At 63.6% G+C, this 12,491-nt stretch carries 13 protein-coding genes; 9 read left to right on the top strand and 4 right to left on the bottom strand.

Going from position 1 to position 12,491, the window contains the following annotated elements; all coding sequences use genetic code 11:
* Nucleotides 1–72: 72 nt before the first annotated feature.
* The 3 genes from AC1RVW_RS27525 to AC1RVW_RS27515 form a co-directional block, all read right to left on the bottom strand.
* The gene (locus tag AC1RVW_RS27525; RefSeq protein ID WP_493203759.1) at nucleotides 73–774 is read right to left on the bottom strand and encodes a carboxymuconolactone decarboxylase family protein; all 702 of its coding nucleotides are present in this window, start codon (nucleotides 772–774) and stop codon (nucleotides 73–75) included.
* A 49-nt stretch (nucleotides 775–823) separates the two neighbouring features.
* A complete protein-coding gene (locus tag AC1RVW_RS27520) occupies nucleotides 824–1,276 on the bottom strand; it encodes a (R)-mandelonitrile lyase (protein WP_493203757.1) in 453 nt (150 codons plus the stop codon).
* Nucleotides 1,277–1,357: 81 nt separating this feature from the next.
* Nucleotides 1,358–1,783, bottom strand: coding sequence for a (R)-mandelonitrile lyase (locus AC1RVW_RS27515; RefSeq protein WP_493203735.1), 426 nt, complete (start codon nucleotides 1,781–1,783; stop codon nucleotides 1,358–1,360).
* Between the two features lie 93 nt (nucleotides 1,784–1,876).
* Between AC1RVW_RS27515 and AC1RVW_RS27510 the strand changes: the two genes are divergently transcribed.
* Nucleotides 1,877–2,800 (top strand): LysR family transcriptional regulator, encoded by a 924-nt coding sequence (locus AC1RVW_RS27510; protein ID WP_493203733.1) that lies wholly within the window; start codon nucleotides 1,877–1,879, stop codon nucleotides 2,798–2,800.
* Here the strand turns inward: AC1RVW_RS27510 and AC1RVW_RS27505 are convergent.
* The gene (locus AC1RVW_RS27505) at nucleotides 2,784–3,683 is read right to left on the bottom strand and encodes a LysR family transcriptional regulator (protein ID WP_395322581.1); all 900 of its coding nucleotides are present in this window, start codon (nucleotides 3,681–3,683) and stop codon (nucleotides 2,784–2,786) included. The genes AC1RVW_RS27510 and AC1RVW_RS27505 overlap by 17 nt on opposite strands.
* A 191-nt stretch (nucleotides 3,684–3,874) precedes the next feature.
* Here AC1RVW_RS27505 and AC1RVW_RS27500 point away from each other — a divergent pair, with 191 nt between their 5' ends.
* The 8 genes from AC1RVW_RS27500 to AC1RVW_RS27465 all read left to right on the top strand — a co-directional run bounded on the left by AC1RVW_RS27500 (nucleotide 3,875) and on the right by AC1RVW_RS27465 (nucleotide 12,473).
* Entirely contained in the window at nucleotides 3,875–4,906 is a 1,032-nt protein-coding gene (locus AC1RVW_RS27500) for an alpha/beta hydrolase (protein ID WP_493203755.1), read from the top strand.
* Between the two features lie 92 nt (nucleotides 4,907–4,998).
* Complete coding sequence (locus tag AC1RVW_RS27495; protein WP_493203753.1) at nucleotides 4,999–6,129, top strand: MFS transporter; 1,131 nt, start codon at nucleotides 4,999–5,001, stop codon at nucleotides 6,127–6,129.
* Nucleotides 6,126–6,587 carry a cyclophilin-like fold protein gene (locus tag AC1RVW_RS27490; RefSeq protein WP_493203731.1) on the top strand — a complete coding sequence of 154 codons (462 nt, stop codon included), beginning with the start codon at nucleotides 6,126–6,128 and terminating at the stop codon, nucleotides 6,585–6,587. Before AC1RVW_RS27495 ends, AC1RVW_RS27490 begins: the two co-directional genes overlap by 4 nt.
* Before the next feature lie 229 nt (nucleotides 6,588–6,816).
* Entirely contained in the window at nucleotides 6,817–7,647 is an 831-nt protein-coding gene (locus tag AC1RVW_RS27485) for a 2Fe-2S iron-sulfur cluster-binding protein (protein ID WP_493203729.1), read from the top strand.
* A complete protein-coding gene (locus AC1RVW_RS27480) occupies nucleotides 7,634–8,626 on the top strand; it encodes an FAD binding domain-containing protein (RefSeq protein ID WP_493203727.1) in 993 nt (330 codons plus the stop codon). The genes AC1RVW_RS27485 and AC1RVW_RS27480 overlap by 14 nt, the downstream gene beginning before the upstream one ends.
* 14 nt (nucleotides 8,627–8,640) lie before the next feature.
* Nucleotides 8,641–10,833, top strand: coding sequence for a xanthine dehydrogenase family protein molybdopterin-binding subunit (locus AC1RVW_RS27475; RefSeq protein ID WP_493203725.1), 2,193 nt, complete (start codon nucleotides 8,641–8,643; stop codon nucleotides 10,831–10,833).
* A 65-nt stretch (nucleotides 10,834–10,898) separates the two neighbouring features.
* Nucleotides 10,899–11,255 carry a cyclophilin-like fold protein gene (locus tag AC1RVW_RS27470; RefSeq protein WP_395322657.1) on the top strand — a complete coding sequence of 119 codons (357 nt, stop codon included), beginning with the start codon at nucleotides 10,899–10,901 and terminating at the stop codon, nucleotides 11,253–11,255.
* Between the two features lie 399 nt (nucleotides 11,256–11,654).
* On the top strand, nucleotides 11,655–12,473 hold the full coding sequence (locus tag AC1RVW_RS27465; RefSeq protein WP_493203723.1) for a class I SAM-dependent methyltransferase: 819 nt from the start codon (nucleotides 11,655–11,657) through the stop codon (nucleotides 12,471–12,473).
* Nucleotides 12,474–12,491 lie beyond the last annotated feature (18 nt).

The following is a 12,491-nucleotide window of genomic DNA, read 5'->3' as shown; positions in this document are numbered from 1 at the left end:
GACGGTCTGCTCGGGGTAGCGCACGCAGAGCGAGGATTTCCATCCTTGCTACAAACAACCTCAACGATTCACTCAGCTCTTTGTCCGCGACGCCAGTTGGCGCGCAAGCGCATCGTGAGCCCGCGTTGCAGCTTGCCCATCCACCTTCGTGGCCAATACCTTCGTTAACTGATCCAGCTGGCCCGCCGTGATGCCCACATTCATGCTGAAGCCCATGTGTGCCTGCAGTTGCGCGTCAGCCCCCGGCAACGCCGACAACATCCCGACGGTTGCGAGCTCGCGACTTTGCCAATCCAAGTTATCGCGCTCAAAGATGGCACCAAACAGATGGCTCTTCAGGTACTGATCCACCACTGGCGCGAAGTCATAGATGGCGCCCTTTGCGGGACCGCCCAGCAGCTTGGTCTGGTTCGCGGTGCCGGCCGCGAGCAGCGCTTCGCCGGTTGGAATGGGCCTTCCAGGCAGCTGCCCTTGTGCATCCTGTATACCGCGTTGCTTGCGTGCTTCGACGACCTTCATCAGTTCGTTCAAAGCGTTCAAGCTGCGCGGAAATCCTGCGTAGGCGTAGAGCTGTATGAGCACTTCCTTCGCATCGTTGACGGTCAACCCGGCGTCCAGGCCCTGATCGAGCGCGATAGCGAGCCGGGCCATGTCACCAGAAGCGCCGAACGCCGCGATCGGAACGATGGCCTGCTGGCGCATTGAGAGGGTCTCGGACGCAGACTCCCGCTGCGTCGCCGCTGAGGTCTGTCCATGCGAGGGCGCATGCTCCATCATGGCCACAGTGCCGATTGCCAGGCCGAGGGCAAGCTTCGAGAAGCGCTTAACGTGTTGTGTACTGTTCATCGCTGACTTTCTCCATCCATTCGACGTTCTTTCCATCGAGCATTCCTGTCACCGCAAGATGTGTCATCGCCACTGCAGGCGATGCACCGTGCCAATGCTTCACACCCGGCGGGCACCAGACGACATCCCCGGCTCGTAGTTCCTGAACGGGCTTGCCCCACTCCTGTGTGCGCCCTACACCTGAAATGACGACCAGCCGCTGTCCGGCAGGATGGGTGTGCCACGCAGAACGTGCACCTGGCTCAAAAGTAACGTAGCCGCCGCTTGCGGCAATCCCGCTGGTGGCGGGCCAGAGCTGATCGACCCTGACGCGACCGGTGAAGGTCGCCTCAGGACCAGCCACGGATGGCGTGGCTCCCGCACGAAAAATTTGCTGGGCTGTGATGGGCACGGCGGGTTCCACGGCGTAAGCCGCGCAGGCCTGAGCCATCCAAAAACATGCGCCCAAGGCGCGAAGATGGTGGTTCAAATGGGACTCCTTGTTGATCTGAAACCAGCTCAAAGAAATAGCTCAGACATGCGTTGTCGCAGTTGCCGCCGGGCCTGCGAAATACTCTGCATCGGTAACGTGCGTCAGCCATTCAACGTTCTTGCCGTCGAGCGCTTCCTGCACGGCAATGTGCGTCATCGCAGTTGTGGCGGTCGCGCCGTGCCAGTGCTTGTGGCCGGGCGGGCACCAGATGACATCTCCCGCACGAATCTCGACGATCGGCTCGCCTTCGCATTGGGTCCACCCGCAGCCCGCTGTGACGATCAGTGTCTGGCCCAGTGGATGGGTATGCCAAGCTGAACGCGCACCGGGCTCGAAGGTGACGCTGGCGCACGACGTGCGCGCAGGCGGCGGCGGGTTGTTCAGCAAGTCGATGCGGACGGAGCCAGTGAAGCATTCAGCAGGGCCCTTGGCGGATGCTTGAGTGCCGGGACGGATGAGTTTCATAGGAGGTGCCTTTGCGTTCGCCCCACTGTATTTCTGCGCCGGTTTTCCGAGAAGACTGCAAAATCAGCATGCACCTGTGCAAAACAATCACCAATGGCCAAAGAAAACCTGAACGATCTGCAAGCATTTGTGGTGGTCGCTCGCGAGCGGAGTTTCACCCGAGCGGCAGCGCAAATTGGTCTTTCGCGCTCGGCGTTGAGCCACGCGATGTTGGGGCTGGAAGCGCGGCTGGGCGTGCGGCTTCTAACGCGAACCACCCGAAGCGTTTCGACCACGGAAGCCGGCGCGCGCCTGCTCGACACGGTGGCGCCGCGTCTGCAGGAGATCGAGGCCGAACTAGGTCAGCTCAGCGCGATGCGCGACAAACCGGCCGGCACGGTGCGCATCACCGCACACGACCACGCCATCGGCACCGCGCTCTGGCCTCGCTTGATGCCCTTGCTCAAGCAGTACCCCGACATCCAGATCGAGTTCAGCGTCGACTACGGCTTCACCGACATCGCGGCGCAGCGCTTCGACGCCGGCGTGCGAGTCGGCGACCGCATCGACAAGGACATGGTGGCCGTGCGCATTTCGCCCGACATGCGGATGTCGGTGGCTGCCTCCCCTGAGTACTTGGCAGGCAAGACATCGCCGAAGAAGCCGCAGGACCTAACCGAACACCGGTGCGTGAACCTGCGCCTGCCGACGCGCGGCAACCTGTACGCGTGGGATTTCGAGAAGGGTAGAAAGTCGGTCAACGTGAAGGTCGACGGGCAGACCATCTTCAACAGCACGGCCCTGATGCTGCAGGCAGCGCTCGACGGCCTGGGCTTTGCCTATGTTCCTTACGACCTGATGAAGCCACACATTGATGCAGGCCGACTGATTCCGGTGCTGGAAGATTGGTGGCCGACCTTTCCGGGCTATCACCTCTACTATGCGAACCGGCGCCAGATCGCGCCGGCGTTGGCGCTGGTGATCGAGGCGCTCAGGTATCGCAAACCCGAGCGAACTGCTTTTACCGCGAAGCGCTGAAGCGCAATGCCTTTACCACCAGCGAAAAGGCCGGCGACGGCTGCCGCTTGCTGGGGTAGTACAGGTGGTAGCCGGCGAACTTGGGGCACCAGTCCTGCAACACGCGAACCAGCCGCCCCGAGTCGATGTGCGCCATCAGCTCGTCTTCCGGCAGCAGCGAGATGCCGAGCCCAGCCAGCGATGCGTCGATCTGCGGAGGCGCGGTGTTGAAGATCAGCGGCCCATCAACGCGGACGTTGACCTTCCGGCCACGCTTCTCGAAGTCCCACACATAGAGTCCGCCCGATGTTGGCATGCGCTGGTTGATGCAGGCGTGCTTCGTCAGATCGGCCGGCGTCTTGGGGATGGAATGGACGGCGAAGTATTCGGGCGATGCCACCACCGCCATCTGCAACGGTGGCCCGATCGGCACCGCGATCATGTCGTTGTCGATCGTGTTGCCCATGCGCACGCCCGCATCGAAGCGGTCCGCCACGATGTCCCGAAAGCTGTAGTTCATGTCGAACTCCAGCTTGATCTCCGGGTACTCGCGCAGCAGCGGCGTGAGCTTGGGCAGCAGCACCGTGTGCAGCACGTTGTCGCCGCAGGTGATGCGCACGGTGCCGGCGGGCTTGTCGCGCAATTCGGTAAGCGCGTCGAGTTCGGCCTCGATTTCGTCGAAGCGGTGGCCGATCGCCTTCATGAGTCGCTCTCCAGCAGATGTAGGTGCGACGCTGCGTGTGGTGCGTGTGAGCAGGCGGATCTGCAGGCCTTCTTCCAGCCCGCGGATCGCCTGGCTGAGCGCCGATTGCGTAACGCCCAATGTGCCGGCCGCTTTGGTGAAGCTGCCTTCGCGGGCCACCGTCACAAAGGCCAGGAGGTCGTTGAGATTGCGTCTTGGCATGTTGGTCTTCGCGGGGCGTGCACTGATTAGTGAGGGTAATAAATGTATTAAGCATTAATTAACTAGTCAATTTTCTCGTCGATCGGCAGACTTGCCGTAAAGGAACATCGACCATGAAAACCCATACAGACACCCCTTCCGATCGCCGCGAATTTTTGAAGATGGCTGGCACCGGCGCCGCTGCCGCCGGCATGTTGTCGACGACTGGCGCCACATTGGCAGCGGCGCCGAAGAAGAGCACCCGGTTGTCAAACGGCGCAGACAATTTCTACACGAGCGACGAAGTCACCGTGCAGAAGGTCAGCTTCAAGAACCAGTACCAGATGACCATCGCAGGAAACCTCTTCCTTCCCAAGAAGCTGGACCGCAAGAAGCGCAGCCCGGCCATCGTCGTTGGTCATCCGATGGGGGCGGTGAAGGAGCAGAGCGCGAACCTGTACGCGACCAAGATGGCAGAGCAGGGCTTCGTGACCCTGTCGCTGGACTTGGCGTTCTGGGGTGGCAGTGACGGACAGCCGCGCAATGCCGTCTCGCCCGACATGTATGCCGAGAGCTTCAGCGCTGCAGTCGACTACCTTGGCAGCCAAGCGCTCGTCGACAGGCAGCAGATCGGCGCCATCGGCGTGTGCGGCAGCGGCAGCTTCGTCATCAGTGCAGCCAAGATCGATCCGCGGACGAAGGCCATCGCTACGGTGAGCATGTACGACATGGGCTCGGCCAACCGCGATGCGCTGAACCACTCGCAGACGGTCGCTCAGCGCAAGCAGATCATCGCTGCGGCCGCCGAGCAACGGCAGGCGGAGTTCAACGGCGGCGCTGTCCAATACACCGGTGGAACGGTGCTCGCGCTGGCAGCCGACACGCATCCCATCCAACGCGAGTTCTTCGATTTTTATCGCACGCCGCGCGGCGAGTTCACCCCCAAGGGCGCATCGGCGCGCACCACCACGATGCCGACGTTGACCAGCAATGTGAAGTTCATGAACTTCTACCCGTTCAACGACATCGAGACGATCTCGCCTCGGCCGATGCTGTTCATCACTGGTGACCAGGCGCATTCCAGGGAGTTCAGCGAAGACGCCTACAAGCGCGCCGCCGAACCGAAGGAACTGCTCATCGTTCCGGGCGCCGGCCATGTGGATCTGTACGACCGCGTCACGCTGATTCCTTTCGACAAGCTGACCTCGTTCTTCAACAAGCACCTCGTTGGGGCGAGCGCCTGATGACGGCACAAGCCATTGGCGCGTCGGCCGGCAGCGCCGCTTTGGACGAACGAAGCGAAGCGCAGCCAGCTCACTGGGGCGGAGTCTTCGCGATGACGCTGTGCGTCTTCGCACTGATCGCCTCGGAGTTCATGCCCGTCAGCCTGCTGACGCCGTTGGCGACCGACCTCAAGGTCACCGAAGGCATGGCGGGACAGGGCATCGCCATCTCCGGCGCCTTCGCGGTGCTCACCAGCCTGTCGATCTCGGCAATCGCCACGAGGATTGACCGCAAAACACTGCTGCTGTCGCTGACCGCGCTGATGTGCCTCTCGGGGGCCATCGTCGCGCTCGCACCCAACTACCTGACCTACATGGCGGGCAGAGCGCTGATCGGTGTCGTGGTCGGTGGCTTCTGGTCCATGTCGGCGGCCACCGCCATGCAACTCGTGCCACCGTCCAAGGTGCCGCGTGCACTCGCGATCTTCAACAGCGGCAATGCGCTGGCCACGGTCGTGGCGGCGCCGCTGGGCTCCTTCCTCTCCTCGGTCATCGGGTGGCGCGGCGCGTTCTTCTGCCTGGTGCCAGTCGCGGCGATCGCATTCGTCTGGCAGTGGTTCAGCCTGCCGGCCATGAAGGTACAGCCACGTTCGCGTGGCTCGGGCAATGTCTTCAGGCTCTTCAAGAACCGGCTGGTCGTGCTCGGCATGTTGGCAGTTGGCATCTTCTTCATGGGGCAGTTTGCGCTGTTCACTTACCTGCGGCCGTTCCTGGAGACAGTGACGCAGGTCGATGTGTCAACGCTGCCGCTGGTGCTGCTGACGCTGGGTGTCGCTGGCTTCGTCGGCACCACGGTCGTCGGCCCGTTTCTGAAGCTCGGGTTCTACGGCACGCTGACGATCATTCCGGTGCTGATGGCCGCGATCGCGGTGACGCTTGTCGCCGCGGGAGGCTCGGTGTCTGCCACGACGGTGCTGCTGGGCGTCTGGGGCCTGGTGGCAACCGCAGCGCCGGTCGGCTGGTGGCTGTGGATCGCACGCACGCTGCCGCAAGACGCCGAAGCCGGCGGCGGGCTCATGGTGGCGGTGGTGCAACTCTCCATCGCGCTCGGCTCCACGGTGGGTGGCCTGCTGTTCGACGGCAGTGGCTACCGGAGCACCTTTGTTTTCAGCGCCGGCTTGTTGCTGATCGGCGCGTTTCTGGTTGTCTTGACAGCGCGTGCTGACCGCACGAAATCGACATGACCCAACGCCTCGTTCCTTTCGCCACGACGGTCAAACCTCGCAGACGGTGGCGCCTGCACCTCGCGGGCCTGTGCATCGGCCTGCTCGCTGTCGGTGCCAGTCACGCCGAGTCACGCATGTGGATGACCGTCGGCGAACGTCGCATGGCCGTGACCCTGGCCGATACGGAGGCCGCCCGTGCGTTCGCTGCGCGACTGCCGATGACGCTCGACATGACCGATCTCAACGCCAACGAAAAGAAGTTCGACTTGGCGAAGGAGTTGCCCGCGAACGCTAGGCGACCGGGAACGATCCGCAACGGCGACCTCATGCTGTACGGCACGAGCACCGTAGTCGTCTTCTATCTGACCTTCGATTCGCAGTATTCGTACACGCGTCTGGGTAGGGTGGACGACCCGGCCGGGTTGGCGCAAGCGCTTGGACAGGGCAGCGTCAAGGTCGGATTCTCAAGGCAATGAAGACTCAACGCAGCCCGCGGCCTGAAATTCATTAGCTGAAGTAATAAAGGCATTAAGCATTTGTCACGTAGTCGACGCCCGGCGTGTTTGACACAGTCGAACGCGGCAAAGAACAACCAAAAAAGCCCGCAGACGGCTTCGCAGCGCACGGTCAAGCACGGCCCGGCCAACACGCACCGCGATGAGCTGGCGAACTGCCACCGCATCCCATTTTGAAAGGACACCGTCCATGCCCCACGAAATCAAGAATGATCTCCCGTTCGAACTCAATGCGGACGAAGCGGCACTGCTTCGAGAGATGCCCGCACTCAACGACGTGGGTCAAGCGCGACGCACGTTCATGATGCAGACCGGCGGCGGTGGCGTCGGCCTCTTCGCCGCCAACCTGCTGGCGACCGAATCTGCGCTCGCGCAGATGCCGCCTGTGCCCGGCGCGGCCTCCGCGCCCGTCGTCGCGCAGAACGTCGTGAAGGTCAGCTTCCTGGTCAACGGCACACCGCATGCGCTGGACATCGACTCACGCGTCGTGCTGCTCGACGCGCTTCGCGAGCGCCTTGCGCTGACAGGCTCCAAGAAGGGGTGCGACCAGGGCCAGTGCGGCGCCTGCACCGTGCTGGTGGACGGACAACGCGTCCTCTCCTGCCTGACGCTGGCCGCTACGCTGCAGGGCCGGGAGGTCACGACCATCGAAGGACTGGCGAAGGGAGACCAGCTGCATCCTATGCAGGCGGCCTTCATCAAGCACGACGGCTTCCAGTGCGGCTACTGCACGTCGGGCCAGATCTGCTCCGCAGTCGGCATGCTCGGCGAAGCGCAACGCGGCCAGGTCAGCCACGTCACCGAGAACGTCGGCAAGACCACCACGCGCCTGACCCACGACGAGATCAAGGAGCGCATGAGCGGCAACATCTGCCGCTGCGGTGCCTATCCCGGCATCGTCGCGGCGATTCAGGAGGTGCATTCGGGCCGGCATGCCGCACAGACCTGGGGCTTCGCCACCGGGACGCAGTTGGCAATGACCACGACACCCGGCAAGGAGGACGGCCATGCGACCGTTTGAGTACGTGCGGGCAACGGATGCCACCTCCGCGACCGCCGCCATGTCGGCCCTGCCGCAAGCCAAATACCTCGCGGGCGGAAGCAATCTGCTGGACCTCATGAAAGAAGACGTCGAGCGCCCTACGCGCCTGGTCGACATCACCCGCCTGCCGCTGCGCGACATCCAGCGCACGCGCGCCGGCCTCTCTATCGGGGCCCTGGCCACCAACACAGAGACGGCCAACCACCCGCTGATCCGCGAGAACTACCCACTGCTCACGCAGGCGATCGTCGCGGGCGCCTCGGGTCAGTTGCGCAACATGGCCACCAACGGCGGCAACCTGTTGCAGCGCACGCGCTGCAACTACTTTTACGACACGTCCGTGCCGTGCAACAAGCGCGAGGCCGGTAGCGGCTGCGGCGCCCGCGAGGGGCTCAACAAGATCAGTGCGATCCTGGGCTGGAGCGAAGCCTGCGTCGCGACCTACCCCGGCGACATGGCCACCGCGTTGTACGCACTCGATGCCAGGGTGCGCGTGCGCGCGCCGGACGGCCGCGAGCGGCTGATCGCCATCACCGACTTCCATCGGCTGCCGGGCGACACGCCGCAGCGCGAAAACAACCTGGAGCATGGAGAGTTGATCGTCGCGATCGAGCTGCCCGTGTCCGCGGGGGACTTCGCGCGCAACGCGCACTACCTGAAGGTGCGCGACCGTGCCTCGTACGCTTTCGCGATGGTCTCCGTGGCCGCCGCGCTGGACATGGACGGCAGCAGGATCCGGCAGGCGCGCGTGGTGCTGGGCAGCGTCGCGCACAAGCCCTGGCGCAGTGCCGAGGCCGAAGCGGTGCTCGTGGGCCAGCGTGCCGATGAGGCCACATTCCAACGCGCTGCCGAGGCCGCGTTGCGCGATGCGCGTCCGCTGGCGCACAACGCCCACAAAGTGGAACTGGGTCGCCGTTCTGTGGTGCGGGCGCTGATGCGCGCTTCGCGCCTGGCGTGAAGAAGGGAAATCACATGGCACGCTATCTAGGCAAGGAAACGACCCGCGTCGACGGGCTCGCCAAGGTCACCGGCAAGGCGAAGTACACGGCAGAGTTCCAGATCCCGAATGTCAGCTACGGCTTCATCGTGCTGAGCACGGTGGCCAAGGGCCTCATCACCGCCATCGACACGCGCGAAGCCGAACTGGCGGGCGGCGTGATCCGTGTCTTCACGCATCTGAACGCGGGCAGGCTCGGTCCGGCACCCGCGGCCGGTGCAGCGCCAGCGTGGTCGTGGCCGCTGCAATCGGACCGCGTGTTTTTCAACGGCCAGCCGATCGCGCTGGTCGTGGCCGAGAGCTACGAACAGGCAAGGTATGCGGCGCGGCTCGTCAAAACGACCTACCAGACCGAGTCGCACAACACCGACTTCTCGACGGTGCTGGACCGCGCGCAGCCGGACCCCGCCACGGCAAAGGGCACGCCCCGCGGCAACCCGGTCGCCGCGATGCAGGCTGCGGCGGTTAAGGTCGAGGGGGAGTACCACATTCCGATCAACCATCACAATCCGATCGAGCCGCACGCCGCCATCGCGTTCTGGCAGGGCGATCAGCTCACGATCTTCGACAAGACGCAGGAAGTCTTCGGCGTGCAGAAGCATCTGGCAGAAAGCCTCGGTGTGCCGGCCGGGAACATCCGCGTGGTGTCTCCGTTCGTGGGGGGCGCCTTCGGCGCGTCGCTCAAGCCGAACTACTACCCATCGCTGACGGCGATGGCGGCGCGTGAACTCAAGCGCCCGGTCAAGGTGGTCTACACACGCACCCAGATGTTCACCGGACACGGTTACCGGCCGAACACCATCCAGAAGATCGCGCTGGGCGCCGAGCGCAACGGCAAGCTGACATCGATGATCCACGAGGCGTTCCACAACACCTCGTCGTTCGAGGCGTTCTCGGATTCGACCACCGGCTTCACGCGGCAGCTCTATGCCTGCCCCAACCTTCACGCGCCGTTGAAGGTCGCGGCAACGGATCTGGGCACGCCGACGTGGATGCGCGCGCCCGGCGCGGTGAGTGGCATGTTCGCGCTCGAATGCGCGATGGACGAACTGGCCTACACGCTCAAGATCGATCCAATGGAATTGCGGCTCGTCAACTACGCCGAAGTCGATCCTGAAAGCGGCAAGCCCTTCTCCAGCAAGGCGCTGCGCGAGTGCTACCGCCTGGGTGCCGAGAAGTTCGGCTGGAATAACCGCAAGGCCGAGCCACGCTCGATGCGCGACGGCCGCCTGCTGGTGGGATGGGGCATGGCCTCCAGCGTGTGGGGTGCGATGCAGATGCCCGCCAGCGCACGCGTCATCTTCCGTGCCGATGGGACCGCGAGCGTGACCAGCGCGACCAGCGACATCGGGCCGGGCACCTACACGGTGATGACCATGATCGCGGCCGAGTTCCTCGGTCTTCGGCTGGACCAGGTGCATTTCGAGCTGGGCGACACGCGGCAGCCGAAGGCGCCGGCGCAGGGCGGCTCGTGGACAACATCCAGCGTGGGTTCGGCGGTGCGAGGTGCGGCGCTCACCATCGTCGCGAAGCTGCTGGATCTTGCGAACCGGGATGCAGCGTCGCCGCTGAAGGGCGCGAACGCAGCGGACGTGGAAATGCTCGATGGCGTCTTGCGCCTCAAGAGCGATCCGTCGCGCTCGGTCGTCATCGCGGAGGTCATGCGCCACACCGGCACGAGCGAGATCGCCGAGACCTACGACTCGTCACCGTCGCCCGAGCGCGCGAAGTACGCCTCGCTCGCGCACGGCGCGCAGTTCGTCGAGGTGAAGGTCGATCCGGACCTGGGTACGGTAAAGGTCACTCGCGTCATCGAGGTCACGGCCTGCGGCAAGATCCTGAATCCGCTCGCCTCCCACAGCCAGGAGATCGGTGGCGTGGTCTGGGGCATCGGCATGGCACTGGAAGAAGCGACCGAGATCGACCACCGCTACGGCCGAATCATGAATGCCAACCTGCAGCACTACCACGTGCCGGTGAACGCCGACATCCATTCCATCGAAACCATCTTCGTCGAGGAAGAAGACACCATCGTCAATCCGCTGGGCGTGAAGGGCATGGGCGAGCTGGGCATGGTGGGGATTCCCGCCGCCATCGCCAACGCGATCTTTCATGCCACTGGCAGGCGTGTGCGCGATCTTCCGATCACACCGGAGAAACTGATTTGATGACGTCGAGCGACAGACCACCTGATGCAATTAATTCTTCTGGCTCAACGAGACAAAAGAGCGGAATGAAGCTCAACATCGTCGTTGACGGTGCTGTCGTTGCAACTGGAGAGCTTGACACCAGTCCAAGTGCAGCGGATTTCGCCTCGCTTCTTCCCATGACGCTGCATTTCCAAGACTACGAGGCAACAGAGAAGATCGCAGATCTGCCGCGCAAGCTTTCAACTGAAGGCGCCCCGATTTCGTATACGCCGTCATCGGGGGACATTTGCTTCTACGCTCCGTGGGGAAACATTGCTTTCTTTTACCAAGATGGCGCATCTTCAGACGGACTGGTACGCCTTGGGCGTCTTCAATCAGGGCTTGATCGCCTAAGCAAATGCAATCAAGACAGTTTGGTCGCGGACCTGTACTTGGTCTAAGTTGGAAAAGGCCGCTGGCAATCCGAGGGCAGCGTTTCGACGAGCGCTTCAGATTGAGCCAGTCCATTGCGACGTCATCGCGACTGGCCGTTTTCAGCGCCGAAGCTGTCGTTCGATGGGATCGTTGCCAACGACCGAGAACAGTCTAAATCTGCCATCGGCTAAAAAGGATTCAGGGTCCGTTGCTTGACGGCAATTACCCGCTTTTCTGCCGCGTGCTCGCAATAGACTATTCAACGTCACGACGTTGACGAGGCCCACAGACAGGGCCACCATGGCGCAACGTGGCTGGTGCCCGTTCAGTACCGCCCGTTGAAGCCACCCGGCCAGCCCCGGACTAGGTAACCCGACACGGCACTACAGGGCACTGCCCCGAACACCCTTCCAAGGAGACTCTCCATGGCCGATACCGACAAGGTGTTCACAGGCTCGATCCCAAAGCTCTACGACACGCTCATGGTCCCCTTGATCTTCGAGGCCTACGCCGCCGACACGGCCGAGCTGGTAGCCGGCTTCTCCCCCGGCGCGATCCTCGAAACAGCCGCCGGCAGTGGCGTGGTCACGCGGGCGCTTGCGCCCAGGCTGGCCACCGGCACGCGCTACGTGGTGACCGACCTCAACCAGCCCATGCTCGACTACGCCGCCAGCCGGCAAGCCGCCGATGGCCGCTTCAACATCGAATGGCAACAGGCCGACGCGCTCGAGCTGCCGTTCGAAGACGCCTCGTTCGATGTCGTCTGCTGCCAGTTCGGCGCGATGTTCTTCCCTGACCGCACCGCCGGCTATGCCGAGGCGCGCCGCGTGCTGAGGCCGGGCGGGCGCTTCGTCTTCAGCGTGTGGGACCGCATCGAGGAGAACGCCTTTGCCGATGAGGTCACCAAGGCCATGGCCGAGCTGTTCCCGCAAGACCCTCCGCGATTCCTGGCGCGCACGCCGCACGGCTATCACGACGTTGCGCTGATTCGCGAAGACCTGCGCCGCGCCGGCTTCGCCAGCATTCATATCGACACGCGCGAGAAGCAGAGCCGCTCGCCCTCGGCGCGCGACGTGGCCACTGCCTATTGCCAGGGAACGCCGCTGCGCAACGAGATCGAGTCGCGCGATGCCGTTTCGCTGGAGCGCGCCACGGACCATGCGGCGCAGGCCATTGCGAGTCGTCATGGAGAAGGCCCGGTGGCCGGCAAGATCCAGGCGCATGTGATCGTGGCGGCGGGGTAGTTGAGGGCGGGCTGGCCG

It is taken from the genome of Variovorax sp. MPBD4-3 (assembly GCF_058809745.1).
The sequence above is the reverse complement of the archived record's forward strand: the minus strand, read 5'-3'. Positions and strand labels throughout refer to the sequence as shown.